Origin of the sequence: Martinezella multihospitum (assembly GCF_900094585.1) — a bacterium.
Lineage (GTDB): Bacteria > Pseudomonadota > Alphaproteobacteria > Rhizobiales > Rhizobiaceae > Rhizobium > Rhizobium multihospitium.
On sequence record NZ_FMAG01000003.1, the window covers coordinates 367,529 to 382,502 of the forward strand.

Annotated in this window: 14 protein-coding genes and 1 pseudogene; 8 read left to right on the forward strand and 7 right to left on the reverse strand. The window is 59.5% G+C overall.

Annotated elements, in window-relative coordinates:
* Nucleotides 1-3: 3 nt before the first annotated feature.
* Nucleotides 4-945 carry an alpha-E domain-containing protein gene (locus GA0061103_RS13370; RefSeq protein ID WP_092711883.1) on the forward strand — a complete coding sequence of 314 codons (942 nt, stop codon included), beginning with the start codon at nt 4-6 and terminating at the stop codon, nt 943-945.
* Between the two features lie 12 nt (nt 946-957).
* Entirely contained in the window at nt 958-1,782 is an 825-nt protein-coding gene (locus tag GA0061103_RS13375) for a transglutaminase family protein (RefSeq protein WP_092711885.1), read from the forward strand.
* A 58-nt stretch (nt 1,783-1,840) separates the two neighbouring features.
* On the opposite strand, the gene araD is transcribed toward GA0061103_RS13375, so the two are convergent.
* The 6 genes from araD to chvE all read right to left on the reverse strand — a co-directional run bounded on the left by araD (nt 1,841) and on the right by chvE (nt 10,180).
* The gene (gene araD, locus GA0061103_RS13380) at nt 1,841-3,586 is read right to left on the reverse strand and encodes an L-arabinonate dehydratase (protein WP_092711887.1); all 1,746 of its coding nucleotides are present in this window, start codon (nt 3,584-3,586) and stop codon (nt 1,841-1,843) included.
* Between the two features lie 63 nt (nt 3,587-3,649).
* A complete protein-coding gene (locus tag GA0061103_RS13385; protein WP_092711889.1) occupies nt 3,650-5,083 on the reverse strand; it encodes an aldehyde dehydrogenase family protein in 1,434 nt (477 codons plus the stop codon).
* 66 nt (nt 5,084-5,149) lie between these two features.
* Complete coding sequence (araD1, locus tag GA0061103_RS13390) at nt 5,150-6,148, reverse strand: AraD1 family protein (protein ID WP_092712793.1); 999 nt, start codon at nt 6,146-6,148, stop codon at nt 5,150-5,152.
* A 118-nt stretch (nt 6,149-6,266) separates the two neighbouring features.
* On the reverse strand, nt 6,267-7,475 hold the full coding sequence (gene mmsB, locus GA0061103_RS13395) for a multiple monosaccharide ABC transporter permease (RefSeq protein WP_092711890.1): 1,209 nt from the start codon (nt 7,473-7,475) through the stop codon (nt 6,267-6,269).
* A complete protein-coding gene (mmsA, locus tag GA0061103_RS13400; protein WP_092711892.1) occupies nt 7,472-9,010 on the reverse strand; it encodes a multiple monosaccharide ABC transporter ATP-binding protein in 1,539 nt (512 codons plus the stop codon). Before mmsA ends, mmsB begins: the two co-directional genes overlap by 4 nt.
* Before the next feature lie 105 nt (nt 9,011-9,115).
* Nucleotides 9,116-10,180 (reverse strand): multiple monosaccharide ABC transporter substrate-binding protein, encoded by a 1,065-nt coding sequence (gene chvE, locus GA0061103_RS13405; RefSeq protein WP_092711894.1) that lies wholly within the window; start codon nt 10,178-10,180, stop codon nt 9,116-9,118.
* 273 nt (nt 10,181-10,453) lie between these two features.
* Here chvE and GA0061103_RS13410 point away from each other — a divergent pair, with 273 nt between their 5' ends.
* Nucleotides 10,454-11,461 carry a LysR family transcriptional regulator gene (locus GA0061103_RS13410; protein ID WP_092711896.1) on the forward strand — a complete coding sequence of 336 codons (1,008 nt, stop codon included), beginning with the start codon at nt 10,454-10,456 and terminating at the stop codon, nt 11,459-11,461.
* A gap of 61 nt (nt 11,462-11,522) precedes the next feature.
* Nucleotides 11,523-11,996 carry a hypothetical protein gene (locus GA0061103_RS13415; RefSeq protein WP_092711898.1) on the forward strand — a complete coding sequence of 158 codons (474 nt, stop codon included), beginning with the start codon at nt 11,523-11,525 and terminating at the stop codon, nt 11,994-11,996.
* On the opposite strand, the gene GA0061103_RS13420 is transcribed toward GA0061103_RS13415, so the two are convergent.
* Entirely contained in the window at nt 11,997-12,257 is a 261-nt protein-coding gene (locus GA0061103_RS13420; RefSeq protein ID WP_092711900.1) for a hypothetical protein, read from the reverse strand. It abuts the gene before it with no gap.
* A 231-nt stretch (nt 12,258-12,488) separates the two neighbouring features.
* Here GA0061103_RS13420 and iolG point away from each other — a divergent pair, with 231 nt between their 5' ends.
* From iolG to GA0061103_RS13440, 4 genes and pseudogenes are all read left to right on the forward strand, one after another.
* Nucleotides 12,489-13,481 carry an inositol 2-dehydrogenase gene (gene iolG / locus GA0061103_RS13425; RefSeq protein ID WP_092711902.1) on the forward strand — a complete coding sequence of 331 codons (993 nt, stop codon included), beginning with the start codon at nt 12,489-12,491 and terminating at the stop codon, nt 13,479-13,481.
* Nucleotides 13,482-13,633: 152 nt separating this feature from the next.
* Nucleotides 13,634-13,948 carry an ArsR/SmtB family transcription factor gene (locus GA0061103_RS13430; RefSeq protein ID WP_092711904.1) on the forward strand — a complete coding sequence of 105 codons (315 nt, stop codon included), beginning with the start codon at nt 13,634-13,636 and terminating at the stop codon, nt 13,946-13,948.
* Nucleotides 13,945-14,303: pseudogene (locus tag GA0061103_RS13435) on the forward strand (SRPBCC family protein). Before GA0061103_RS13430 ends, GA0061103_RS13435 begins: the two are co-directional and overlap by 4 nt.
* Before the next feature lie 44 nt (nt 14,304-14,347).
* Nucleotides 14,348-14,971: an ATP-dependent Clp protease proteolytic subunit gene (locus GA0061103_RS13440; RefSeq protein ID WP_092711906.1), complete on the forward strand. Its 624-nt coding sequence runs from the start codon at nt 14,348-14,350 to the stop codon at nt 14,969-14,971.
* Nucleotides 14,972-14,974: the final 3 nt, after the last annotated feature.

A 14,974-nucleotide genomic window follows, 5' to 3' on the forward strand; every position in this document is an offset into this window, starting at 1 on the left:
GACATGCTGGGAAGAACCGCGAATGGCCTCTACTGGATGTTCCGTTACATCGAGCGCGCCGAAAACATAGCCCGCCTTGTCGATGCCGGACAGCGCATGTCGCTGACCCGCAGCGATGCCGTCGACGACGACTGGGATGGCGTCCTGCAAAGCGCCGGCGTGCGCGAGGCCTATGACGAAGTGCATGGCAAGCTGACCGGCACCGATGCAATCGACTATCTGATGCGCGATCGCTCCAATCCGTCGAGCGTCATGTCCTGCATCGAATACGGCCGCAACAACGCCCGCATGGTGCGCACGGCGCTGACCCGCGACACCTGGGAAGCGACCAACGAATGCTGGATCGAACTGAAGTCGCTGCTCGGCAAGAAGCTGAAGACGGCGGAATTGCCCGAGACGATAGACGTCATCAAGCAGCGCGCCGGCTTGATCCGCGGCGCCTTCCACGGCTCGATGCTACGCAACGAGCTCTATAACTTCGCTCGCATCGGCACCTTCATCGAGCGCGCCGACAATACGGCGCGCATCCTCGACGTAAAATATTACGTGCTGCTGCCGTCCGTCTCGCATGTCGGCTCGTCGCTCGACAATGCACAATGGGAGTCGATCCTCAGATCGGTCTCGGCGCACCGGGCCTATAAATGGGCTTACGATCCCGAGTACAAGCCGGCGAACATTGCCGACTTCCTGATCCTCAATGGCCAGATGCCGCGCTCGCTTGCCTATTGCTACGACAAGATCGTCAGCAATATCGGCTATCTCAGCGCCGAATATGAAAAACGGCTGCCGGCGCACGATACGGCGGAAGCCATCCGCCAATCGCTGCAAAAGCTGACGATCAAGCGCATCATGGACCAGGGCTTGCATGAGTTCCTCGAAGATTTCGTCGCCCGCAACAACAAGCTGGGCGCCGAAATTTCCGACGGCTATCGGTTCTACGAATAGGCGGGCGATATCATGAGACTGACGATCAGCCATATTACGGAATATCGCTACGACGAGCCGGCGCAGTTCTCCCTGCAGCGGCTGCACCTGACGCCGCTGACCGGCGTCGGGCAAACGGTCATCGACTGGAAGCTTTCCGTTGAGGGCGCCAAGCCCGAGGTGGAATATGACGACCAGTTCGGCAATCGCGCCACCCTCGTTTCCCTCGACGGCCAGCAGGAATCGACCAGGATCATTGCATCGGGCGAAGTCGAGACCCAGGATCTGAACGGCGTGATCGGCCCACATGTGGGCTTCAGTCCGCTCTGGCTCTTCCTGCGGGAATCGCCACGCACCAAGGCAGGCAAGTTGACCAAAGAGCTGTTGCGCGGCGTTTCCGGTGACAATGAACTCAGCAGGATGCACGCGCTGATGGCTGCGATCCACGAGGTGGTGGAGTATAAGCCGGGCACCAGCGACACCGAGACGACGGCTGAGCAGGCCCTGGAAGCCAAGAGCGGCGTCTGCCAGGACCACGCCCATGTCTTCCTCGCCGGCGCCCGCGCATTGCGCATCCCGGCCCGCTACGTCTCCGGCTATCTGATGATGGAAGGTAAGAACGAGCAGGCCGCGACGCATGCCTGGGCCGAAGCACACGTTCCCGGCCTCGGCTGGGTCGGCTTCGATCCCGCCAACAACGTCTGCCCTGATGCCCGTTACGTCCGCATCGCGACCGGCCTATGCTATCGGGATGCGGCACCCGTCTCCGGCATGCGGATCGGCACGCCGGGCGAAACCCTCACGGTAAAGGTGACGGTGGCAAGCCAGGGGCAAAGTCAGAGCCAAAGCCAGAGCTAACATCCCATACGAAAGGGGCGGAGCTTTCGTCCCGCCCCTTTCAATTCAGGCAGTAATCTTAGTGGCTGTCGCGGTTGTTCGGGATTTCCGAGCCGCGTGGGCCGACGAGGAAGTCGAGGTCGGCGCCGGTGTCGGCCTGCATGACCGACTTCACATAGAGACCGCCGTAACCGCCATTGAGCGGCTTCACCGGAGAAACCCAGGCGGCGCGGCGCTTGGCCATTTCCTCGTCAGAGATCTCAAGCTGGATCGTGCGGGCGGGAACGTCGACGGCGATGATGTCGCCGTTCTGGACCAGCGCCAGCGGGCCGCCATCGGCAGCTTCCGGAGCCGTGTGCAGGATGACGGTGCCGTAGGCGGTGCCAGACATGCGCGCATCGGAGATGCGGATCATGTCGGTGATGCCCTTCTTGAGCACTTTCGGCGGCAGGCCCATGTTGCCGACTTCGGCCATGCCCGGATAACCCTTCGGACCGCAATATTTGAGAACCATGATGCAGTTCTCGTCGATGTCGAGATCGTCGCGATTGATGCGGGCATGGTAGTCCTCGATGCTTTCGAAGACCACGGCGCGGCCCTTATGCTGCATCAGATGCGGCGAAGCGGCGGATGGCTTGAGAACGGCACCCTTGGGTGCCAGATTGCCGCGCAGAACGGCGATACCGCCCGACTGAGTCAGTGCCTTTTCCTTCGGGACGATGACGTCGTCATTGTAGTTGACGACATCCTTGACACCGGCCCAGATCGTATCCCCGGTGACGGTGATGGCGTCCTTGTGCAGCAGGCCCATGTCGCCGACCGCCTTGATGACGACAGGCAGGCCGCCGGCATAGTAGAACTCTTCCATCAGGTGCTTGCCGGACGGCTGCAGGTTGACGATGGTCGGCACTTCGCGGCCGAGACGATCCCAGTCGTCGAGCGACAGGTCGACGCCGATACGGCCGGCAAGCGCCAGCAGATGCAGAACGGCATTGGTCGAACCGCCGACGGCGCCATTGACGCGGATCGCGTTTTCGAAGGCTTCCTTGGTCAGAATGTCGGAAGGCTTCAGATCTTCCTTGACCATGTCGACGATACGGCGGCCGGACAATTGCGAGATGACGCGGCGGCGTGCATCGACAGCCGGGATGGCGGCATTGCCGGGCAAGGTCATGCCGAGCGCTTCGGCCATCGACGCCATGGTCGAGGCCGTACCCATGGTCATACAGCTGCCGGCCGAGCGAGCCATGCCCTGCTCCGCATCCATGAATTCATCCAGCGACATCTCGCCGGACTTCACCATTTCCGAAAACTGCCAGATCGCCGTGCCGGAACCGACATCCTTGCCGCGCCACTTGCCGTTCAGCATCGGGCCGCCGGAAACGAGGATGACCGGGATGTCGACCGAAGCGGCACCCATCAGCAGGCTCGGCGTGGTCTTGTCGCAGCCGCCAAGCAACACGACGCCGTCAACCGGATTGCCGCGGATCGCTTCTTCGACATCCATAGCAGCGAGGTTGCGGAACATCATCGCCGTCGGGCGCAGCGTGCTTTCCCCAACGGAGAAGACCGGGAATTCGACAGGGAAGCCGCCCGCCTCGTAGACACCACGCTTTACGCGCTCCGCAAGATCGCGCAGGTGCGCGTTGCAGGGCGTCAGCTCCGACCAGGTATTACAGATGCCGATGATCGGACGACCGTCGAACGTATCGGCCGGCAGGCCCTGGTTCTTCATCCAGGAGCGATGCATGATCGCATTCTTGCCGGTGCCGCCAAACCAGTCGTAGGAACGCAGTCTGCGCGGCCATTCAGCTTTCTTTTTCATTGTCTCAGTACCTTTTGCGTCGCCCGGGCCGCCTCGTTCGCGCCCGGGCTTTGAAGTCGATGGTCAGGCCAGCGTGTATGCGGTCTTGACGGTTGTGAAGAATTCGGCGGCATATTTGCCCTGCTCGCGCGGACCGAAGGACGAGCCCTTGCGACCACCGAACGGCACATGGAAATCGACACCTGCCGTCGGCAGGTTGACCATCACCATGCCGGCTTCCGCATTGCGCTTGAAATGCGTCGCATGCTTCAGGCTGGTCGTGGCAATGCCGGAGGACAGGCCGAACGGCGTATCGTTGGCCGTCGCCAACGCCTCTTCGTAATCCTTGACGCGGATGACGGATGCAACCGGCCCGAAGATCTCCTCGCGGCTGATGCGCATCTGGTTCGTCGCTTCGGTGAAGAGCGTCGGCTGCAGATAGAAGCCGGGGGTGTCGCGACTGACGAGTTCGCCGCCAAAGGCGAGCTTTGCACCCTCCTGCTTGCCGATCTCGATATAGTCGGTGTCTGTCTTCAGCTGTTTGGCATCGACGACCGGGCCGATATGCGTGCCGGCCTTGATAGCGTTGTCGACATTCAGCGTCTTCAGTTTCTCCGTCAGCGCCGCCACGAACTTGTCGTGAATACCTTCGGTGACGATCAGGCGTGACGAAGCCGTGCAGCGCTGGCCGGTCGAGAAGAAGGCGGAATTGGCAGCCGCTTCGACAGCGACGGTCAGATCGGCGTCGTCAAGCACGACCATCGGGTTCTTACCGCCCATTTCGAGCTGATACTTGCGGCCATGTTCGACGGAGGACAGCGCCACGCGCTTGCCGGTGCCGACCGAGCCCGTGAAGGTGATGCCGGAAAGAACCGGGCTGTCGAGCATGGCCTGGCCAACGACCGAACCCTTGCCCATGACGAGGTTCAACACGCCCTTCGGCAGGCCGGCCCGGTTGAGGATATCGACGATGGCCCAGGAGCAGCCGGGCACGAGATCGGCCGGCTTGAAGACGATGGTGTTGCCGTAGCAGAGCGCAGGCGCGATCTTCCAGGCCGGAATGGCAATCGGAAAATTCCAGGGGGTGATGATGCCGATGACACCGAGCGGCTCGCGGGTGATTTCGACGCCGATGTTCGGGCGCACGGAAGGGAGCACTTCACCTGCCAGGCGCAGCGCCTCACCGGCGAAGAATTCGAAGATCTGCGCAGCGCGGATCGTCTCGCCGATCGCCTCAGGCAGCGTCTTGCCCTCTTCGCGGGCGAGCAGCGCGCCGAGTTCGTCCTTGCGCGCCAGGATCTCCTCGCCGGCCTTCTTCAGGATCGTGTGGCGCTCCAGGATGCCGGAACGCGACCAGGCCGGAAAGGCCGCCTTCGCGGCAGCGATCGCGTCAGCGACATCTTGCGCGCTTGCGCTCGCATAGAGGCCGACCACCTCGTTCGTATCCGACGGGTTGATGTTTTCCGTACCGTTCGTCCCCGTCCACTCGCCGGCGATCAAGTTCTGATGAATGCTCATGGCGTCATGCCTTCCTGGATCGTATTGAAAATACCCGGCCGATCCCTGGCGGCCGGGCTCGACAAATTACAGCTGGCGAACAGCCACTTCTTCCTCGGCATCGAGTGCCAGCGGATTGCGCAGCGGCAGACCGAATTCGCCAACCTCGATTTCGAAGACGTCGCCGACTTCCGGCTTGATGCCTTCGGCAAACGAAAGCGTCGCCGTGCCGAACATGTGCACATGCACATCGCCGGGAACGCGGAAGATGCCGTACTTGAAGTGATGATATTCAAGGTTCGCGAAGGTATGCGACATGTTCGCTTCGCCCGACAGGAACGGCTTTTCGAAGATCACCTTGTCGCCACGCTTGATGCGGGACGTGCCGCGAATATCTTCTGGCGCAACGCCGATGCGGATTTCCGGACCGAAGCTTGCCGGACGCAGCTTGGAATGGGCGAGATAAAGATAGTTGATCCGCTCGGTGACGTGATCGGAAAATTCGTTCGACAGCGCAAAGCCGATACGGAACGGCGTACCATCCTTGGCGATGACATAGATGCCGGCCATTTCCGGCTCTTCGCCGCCGTCGAGCGCGAAGGATGGAGATACGAGTGCTGCACCCGGGGCCGCAGCGCCATAGCCATTGCCCTTATAGAACCATTCGGGCTGCACGCCCTTCTCGCCCGCTTTCGGCTTGCCGCCCTCGATGCCCATCTTGAACATCTTCATGGAGTCGGTCAGCGTCTCTTCGGCCGCTTCCGTCGTCTTCTTGTGCATGGAATCGCGCGTCGCAGCCGAGCCGAGATGCGTCAGGCCGGTGCCGGTCAGATGCAAGTGTGCGGCGTCCGGATGCGTAATCGGCGGTAGGAAACGGCCCTCTGCATAGGCTTTTTCGAGATCGATCGCCTCGCCGAGACCATGGGCCTCGATGACCGATGCCAGCGACTTGCCGCTATCGGCGGCTTCCATGGCAAGCTTGTAAACGCTGCCACCATTGACGACGGCCTTGGCGGTTTCACCGGAACCGTTGCGGACGGCAACGACGATCTCGCCGTTCGAACCCTTGATCTGCGAGATGAGCATATCTTTCATCCTTTCCTAACAGACAGAGATCGGATGCGTTCTACCGTTCCGGCTCTCAGCGAGAGCCGGACTCTGTCATGGATTTGGTTTTAAAAGCCTGGGTCGATCGCTTAAGCGATCAACCCTTGTTCTTGTTGTAGACGTCGATGAACACGGCAGCGAGCAGGACCGCACCCTTGATCATCTTCTGGGAGTCCGTCTGGTAGCCGAGGATCGACATGCCCTGGTTCAAGACACCCATGATCAAGGCGCCGATAACGGCACCCGTCACCTTGCCGACGCCGCCGGAAGCCGAAGCGCCGCCGATGAAGCAGGCCGCAATCACGTCAAGCTCGAGACCGTCGCCGCCCTTGGCGGTGGCCGAGTTCAAGCGCGTGGCGATGATGATGCCGGCGATGCTCGCCAGGATGCCCATGTTGATGAAGGTGTAGAAGGTCAGGCGGCGGGTATCGATACCCGAGAGCTTCGTCGCCTTTTCATTGCCGCCCATGGCATAGATGCGACGACCGATCGTCGTGCGCTGCGTGGCAAAACCGTAAAGAGCGATCAGCAGCAGCATGAGAACCAGAACGTTCGGCAGTCCTCGATAGGAGGAAATCTGGTAGCCGATGAAGATGGTCGCGGCGGCGATGACCAGATTCTGACCGATAAAGAAGCCGAAGGGCTCGACATCGATGCCATGCTTCTCATTCACGCTGCGGCCGCGCCATGCGAGGAGGAACATCACGATCGGGATGGCAATGGTCAGGAAGATCGACGTCGAATGGATGCCGCCCATGTCCATGAAATCGGGAATGAAGCCGGTTGCGACGATCTGAAACGCCGGCGGGAACGGACCGATGCTGCTGCCGTTGCCGGTCGTATTGATGATGGCATAGGTCAAACCACGGAAAACCAGCATGCCCGACAGCGTGACGATGAACGACGGTATGCGGTGATAGGCGATGAAATATCCATGCCAGGCGCCGACCGCGGCCCCCATCAGAAGACAAATGACCGTCGCGAGCGCGAGATTCATGTGCATCTGCACAACCAGCACGCCCGCGACCGCGCCGACGAAACCGACGACGGAGCCGACGGACAAATCGATATGGCCAGCCACGATGACCAGCAGCATGCCGAGCGCCATGATGACGATGAACGAGTTCTGCAGCACGATGTTGGTCAGGTTTTGCGGCCTGAACAGAACGCCGTTGGTGAGATATTGGAACAGCAGCATGATAACGACGAGCGCGATCAACATGCCGTATTCGCGAATATTGTTGCGGATATGGTCGCCGATGGAAACGACGTGGCTGCTTTCCGTGGCTGGGTTGGCCGAGCTCATTGATGCTTCTCCCCTGAGCGCATGATAGCGCGCATGATACTCTCCTGGCTCGCCTCTGCCTTTGGCAATTCGGCGACGATGCGACCTTCGTTCATCACATAGATGCGATCGCAAGTGCCGAGAAGCTCAGGCATTTCCGATGAGATCATCAGAACGCCCTTTCCGTCGGCGGCAAGCTGGTTGATGATGGAATAGATTTCGTATTTGGCACCGACGTCGATACCGCGCGTCGGCTCGTCGAGGATCAGGACCTCCGGGTCGGAGAACAACCACTTCGACAGAACCACCTTCTGCTGGTTGCCGCCGGACAGGTTGCCCGCCTCCTGGAAGACGCCTGCCGAGCGGATACGCAGCTTGGCGCGATAGTTGGTCGCCACCTGCAGCTCACGCACGTCATCGATGACCGTCGCCCTGGAAACACCGAGCAGGTTGGCGAGCGTCGTATTGTGCAGGATGCTGTTCGACAGAACGAGACCGAGCTGCTTGCGGTCTTCGGTAACATAGGCAAGACCCGCGTCGATCGCCCTGCGCACCGTAGTGGTGTCGACAAGCTTGCCATCGACGAAGACTTCACCGCTGATCTTGTGGCCGTAGGACTTGCCGAAAACGCTCATGGCGAATTCGGTGCGGCCGGCACCCATCAGGCCCGCGATGCCGACGACTTCGCCCTTGCGGACATTGACGTTGATATCGTGCAGAACCTGACGGTCGCGATGCTGCTGGTGGAACGCGTTCCAGTTCTTCACTTCGAAGATCGTCTCGCCGATCGGAACCGAGCGCGGCGGATAGCGGTCGGCGAGTTCACGGCCGACCATGTTGCGGATGATGATGTCTTCGCTGATCTCTTCTTCGTGACAGTTCAGTGTCTTCACGGTCATTCCGTCGCGCAGCACGGTGATCTGGTCGGCCACCTTGCGCACTTCGTTGAGCTTGTGCGTGATGATGATCGACGTGATGCCCTGATTGCGGAATTCCATGAGGAGGTTGAGAAGCGCATCGGAATCGCTTTCGTTGAGCGATGCCGTCGGCTCGTCGAGAATGAGCAGCTTGACGCTCTTCGACAGGGCCTTGGCAATCTCGACAAGTTGCTGCTTGCCGACGCCGATGTCCGTCACGAGCGTATTCGGAGATTCCTTAAGGCCTACTTTTGCAAGCAGCCGCTTGGTGCGGGTGAATGTTTCCTGCCAGTTGATCATGCCATTGGCAACGACCTCGTTGCCCAGGAAAATATTCTCGGCGATCGACAGAAGCGGAACGAGCGCCAGCTCCTGATGGATAATAATGATGCCGATATCTTCGGAATCCCTGATCGTCTTGAACTGACGAACCGCGCCATCGTAGTGGATGTCGCCTTCGTAGGTGCCAGCGGGATAGACGCCTGAGAGCACCTTCATCAGGGTCGATTTGCCGGCCCCGTTTTCGCCGACCAAGGCATGTATCTCGCCCTGACGAACCTTCAGATTGACATTTTCCAGGGCGTTCACACCGGGGAACGACTTGGTGATGTTCTGCATTTCGAGAATGGTATCGTCCATAGTCCAAATCCAACGCCGCGACTGAACATAGCAGACCGCGCGATCGTCTTAAATATCAAAGCCAGGGCTCGCGCTAAAGCGAGCCCTGACCGGTATATCGGAAGATTACTTCAGCTGGTCAGCCTTGTAGTAACCACCCTCGACGAGGATCTTCTCGTAGTTGGTCTTGTCAACTGCGACCGGGGTCAGCAGGTAGGACGGAACAACCTTGACACCGTTGTCGTAGGTCTTGGTGTCGTTGACTTCGGGCGTCTTGCCTTCCATCAGAGCGTTGACCATGCTGACGGTGACCTTGGCGAGGTCACGGGTATCCTTGAAGATCGTCGAATGCTGTTCGCCAGCGATGATCGACTTGACCGACGGGATTTCCGAGTCCTGACCGGTAACGATCGGGAGCTTCACGCCGCCGGTGCCGTAACCAACGCCCTTGAGCGAGGAGAGGATACCGATCGACAGACCGTCATACGGAGACAGAACGGCGTCGACGTGAGCGTCGGTGTAGTAGGCCGACAGCAGGTTATCCATACGAGCCTGGGCCGTTGCCGGGTCCCAACGCAGCGTACCGACCTTGTCCATGCCCATCTGGCCGGACTTCACGACCAGCTTGCCGCTGTCGATGTAGGGCTTCAGGACCGACATTGCGCCGTCGTAGAAGAAGAACGCGTTGTTGTCGTCCGGAGAACCGCCGAACAGCTCGATGTTGAACGGACCCTTGCCATCCTTGAGGCCTAGGGCGTCGACGATCGAGCCAGCCTGCAGAACGCCGACCTTGAAGTTGTCGAAGGTCGCATAGTAGTCGACGTTGCCGCTGTTGCGGATCAGGCGGTCATAGGCGATGACCTTGATGCCGGCATCGTGAGCCTTCTGCAGGACGTCGGACAGCGTGGTGCCGTCGATCGAAGCGATAACGAGAACCTTGTCGCCCTTCGTGACCATATTTTCGATCTGCGAGAGCTGGTTCGGAATGTCGTCGTCGCCATACTGCAGGTCGGTGCCGTAACCGGCGGCCTGGAGCTGCTTGACGATGTTGTTACCGTCATCGATCCAGCGAGCCGAGGCCTTGGTCGGCATGGCGATACCGACAGTACCCTTATCTGCCGCGAAGGCAGGTGCCACGAGCGTAGCGACGCCGAGCGCTGCGCCGGCCATCAATGAGATAATGGATTTCATTACTCTCTCCCTTGTTGATAATGTGGCGGACAAAAAATGCCCGCCCGAAACTGCGGCAGGTTCCGTAGAAGGAATGATTTACTTCTAATTGTGAGAAACGAAGTAGGTCTCCTCCACGCTCTCACGGTTTATGAGCTGTACCCAGCGCACAATCGGCAAACTCGTACGATTTCGTATAACTGTCAAATAGAATAACTGGCTAAACATATACCAAGTTTGATATAATGTTAAAAAATAGTACTTTTTTGCCGACGAATGGGAAATTTGGCCGCTATGGAGAAAATATATAACGATTATGTGAGCGATGGCATTGAGATTCATTCCGACAGTTTTCGCGACGATGCGTTGCTGAAAGCCGGTTTGAAGCTCAATCACCTGCGCATGATCGTCACGATCGAGGATCACGGGCAAATATCCGCCGCCGCTGAGTCCATGAACATGTCACAACCTGCGGCTTCACGCATGCTCTCAGAAATGGAGTCGATTGTCAAAAGCCCGCTTTACGAGAGGGTCGCCAGAGGCGTCATGTTGACCCCTTTCGGCCTCGCCCTGGCCAAGCGAGCGCGCAAGATCCTGCTGGAGCTGCGCGAGGCTGGCCGGGAGCTCGGCGCCTTGCGGACCGGCAAGGGTGGCTCGGTCTTTCTGGGGGCGGTGACCGCGCCGGCGATCAGCCTTGTCGTCCCGGCAATTCAGCGCGTGACGCGCACCTATCCCGGCATAGAGATCAATATCGAAGTCGAGAACAGCAATGTACTCGCGCGCGAGCTGCTCGCCGCCCGCCACGATTTCATTATCAGCCGCATCCCGGATGACCTCGATCCGCGCCTGTTCACCGCCCATGAGATCGGCGTCGAAAAAGCTTGCCTGGTGGTTCGCAACGGACATCCGCTGCTTGAGAAGGGCGTTGCCGGTCTGCATGATCTGGCCGGTTACGATTGGGTATTCCAGCCTCCGGGCACGTTGCTTCGCCGCAAAGTGGAGGACATCTTTCTTGCTGCAGGCGTGCCGCTGCCGGAAAATGTCGTCAACACCTCGTCCCTGCTTCTGACGCTTGCGGTCGTCTGCAAGACAGATGCGATCGCGCCGATCGCGCTCGACATGGCGCAATTCATTTGCGGGCAGACGTCACAGGCCGGCGAATCCTCTATCCTGCCGATCGATTTCGATATCGACGTCAGGCCCTATAGCCTCATCACGGCCCGTGAACGCGCCATGCCGCCAAGTGCACGTCTGCTGCATGACATGATCCTGGAAGAGAGCCGGCATCTCTCGCTGACATGAATGCAAGCCATAAGCTCCGCGCCAACTTCCACTCCTATGAAGCTTGGCGTGGAGACCACGCATGCTGTTCAAGCAATCATTGTTTCAATCCGTGCTCGACCGTCTCGACAGCGAAGAGGACGAGGCAGAAAAGGAAGAGGCCGCGCATCGCATTCGCGGCCTGAATGTCAGCTTTGCAGCAACGGTTCTGGGCGGCGAGACGCCCGACACGCAACGGCCCGACGAAGCCTATCGCGACAATCTTGGCGATCCCGTCATCTTGCCTGAATTGGAGCCAAAGCCTGAACCCGCGCCGCAAGAGCCGGAGCCGCCGGCCATGCCGGAACATCTTGGTCGAACCACAAGGGATGAAGTGGCTGCCGAGCTGGCAATCACCTCCGACCTCACACGCGAAGCCCTGCAGGAAAAACGCCGCAGCTTCGCCAAGGCCAATCATCCAGACAGCGTCGCCGCCCTCTTCCGCGAACAGGCGACGACCCGCATGACGCTTGCCAATCAGCTGATCGACGAGGCCATACGCCGCCTCAGGCGATGATTATTTCTTGTCGTCTGCCGGCTCGTCATCCTCGGCGGGTTCGTCCTGCGCCGGCGCAGCATTGGTCGCTTCGGGCGACTGCGGTTTGAAATTCAGAAGCAGCATCCAGGCGGAATAAGCGCCGAGCGCACCCGACAGCATCGCCCAGAACGGCTGCGAGCCGAGCGTTTCGACGGCTGCCCAGCCAAAGCAGACGGCCACGATGAGGATGCGCACCCAAAGCGGCTTGTAGATGGGATGGCTGGGATCGATCAGTTGCATGGGTCTCTTTTGCCTGTTCAAGAAGACATGTCTTTAGCGCATCATCGGGAAAATTGTGAAGCCGTCCGGATAAAATAAGGTTTCCCGGGCGGATTTCGGCTAAGCCGGCATCGAACGGTGATTTTGAGAATTGTGAAGTCCAGGCGGCTTGACGCCGCCACCGGAAAATGGAATGAAAATTCCATAGAGATTTATATTCGGTCCATTTATTCCGAATCCAGGGAGGTAGAAATGACTGTCAGATTTGGTCTGCTCGGTGCCGGACGCATTGGCAAGGTGCATGCGAAAGCCGTCAGCGGCGATGCCAACGCCAAGCTCGTCGCTGTCGCGGATGCGTTTCCCGCGGCTGCGGACGCGATTTCCGCCGCGTATGGCTGCGAAGTGCGTACCATCGAGGCAATCGAAGCGGCAAAGGATATCGACGCCGTGGTGATCTGCACGCCGACCGATACCCACGCCGATCTCATCGAGCGCTTCTCGCGCGCCGGCAAGGCCGTCTTCTGCGAAAAGCCGATCGATCTCGACGTCGCCCGCGTCAAGGCTTGCATCAAGGTTGTCGAGGAAACCAAGGGCAAGCTGATGGTCGGCTTCAATCGCCGCTTCGACCCGCATTTCATGGCCGTGAAGAAGGCCATCGACGAAGGCCGCATCGGCACTGTTGAAATGGTGACGATCACCTCGCGCGATCCGGGCGCCCCGCCCGTTGATTACATCAAGCGCTCCGGCGGTATTTTCCGCGACATGACCATCCATGATTTCGACATGGCGCGCTTCCTGCTTGGCGAAGAGCCGGTCGCCGTCACCGCAACGGCCGCAGTCCTCGTCGACAAGGCGATCGGCGAAGCCGGCGATTACGACAGCGTTTCCGTGATCCTCCAGACGGCATCGGGCAAGCAGGCTGTTATCTCCAACTCCCGCCGCGCCACCTATGGCTACGACCAGCGCATCGAAATCCACGGCTCGAAGGGCTTGGTATCGGCAGAAAACCAGCGCCCCTTCTCCATCGAAGTCGCCAACGGCGATGGCTACACCCGCCCGCCGCTGCATGATTTCTTCATGACGCGCTACACCGAAGCCTATGCCAACGAGATCGCGAGCTTCATCGCCGCGGTCGAAAAGGGCGCCATCATCACGCCGTCGGGCGCCGATGGCCTTGCCGCGCTGAAGCTCGCGGATGCCGCGCTGCAGTCGGTCAGGGAAGGTCGCCTGGTCAAGGTCGACTAAGCAACCTCCTTTCCGCAAAGAACTTGGTCTTCCCAAAATCCGTCGCGAATCGCTTCGCGGCGGATTTTTCTTTGGCATGCTTCGCCTTAGTCCTGACCGGACCGATGCGGAAACCTCTTGCGAATCACATAAGTACGTGCTTATCTGTCTCCATGATAGAGAATGAGATATTCCGGGCCTTGGCCGATCCGACCCGCCGCGCCATCTTCGAGAAGCTGGCTGCGGGCAGCATGAATGCCAGCACCCTGCGCGAAGGAATGGAGATCAGCCAGCCGGCGATGTCCCAGCATCTGGGCGTCCTGCGCAGCGCGGGACTGGTTAGGGAAGAACGACAGGGGCGTTTCGTGAATTACGAGGTCGATCCGGAGGGGCTCACCCTCATCGCCCAATGGCTGGCGAAATACCGCGCCTACTGGCCTGCCCGCATCGAAGCTCTCAAGGTCTTGCTGAAGGATATGGACCAATGAACGATCCGAAGATCCCTGCGCGGAAAAGGGCCGTCGAACTAGAATACGAGCTCAGCGAACCGCCGCAAAAAGTCTGGCGCGCCATCAGCATCCCGAGCTTCGGGAAAACTGGCTGCCAAAGGAAGCTTTGGCCGAACCCGAGGCAATATCGGTCACGCCGGGCGAAGAGGTCCGCTACAGGCTGCGGGACGACGCGCCGCCCTTCCTCGAAAGCAACGTGACCTTCAGGATCACCCCGAATGCAAACGGCGGCACGAGCTTGCGGATCATTCACGAGCTTGACGATACGCGGCTTCGTGAGACTGAAAGGGCTGCGGCAAATAACAACGGCCTGACCGTCATGCGCGCCGCCTGACACGCTAGATCGATCAACAATTTCAAGAACATTGGAGTTCGCCGATGCGCGAAGCGATGCAACTCGTCCCTATGGTCGTGGAACAATCCAGCAGAGGAGAGCGGTCTTTCGACATCTATTCCCGCCTGCTGCGCGAGAGAATCATCTTCCTGAATGGCGAGGTGAACGATGACGTCTCGGCCCTCGTCTGCGCACAACTACTGTTTCTTGAGGCCGAAAATCCCAAGAGACCGATCCATCTCTATATCAACTCCCCTGGTGGCGTGGTGACCAGTGGTCTCGCGATGTACGACACCATGCGCTACATTCGTGCGCCGGTGTATACGCTGTGCATGGGCACGGCCCGTTCCATGGGTTCGTTCCTCTTGATGTCGGGCCAGCCGGGTGAACGCACCGCACTTCCAAATGCCAGCATCCATATTCACCAGCCATTGGGCGGTTTCCAGGGGCAGGCATCCGACATCTTTATCCACGCTGAAGAAATGAGACGAACAAAGCATCGCATGACGCGGCTCTATGCCGAGCATTGCGGCCGCGCCTACGAGGAGTTCGAACGCGCCATGGACCGCGACCATTTCATGACGGCGGAGGAGGCTTTGGAATGGGGCCTGATCGATCGCATCCTACACGTCCGCGAGGATGATCAGCCTCTGGGCTTGACGGATTGATCG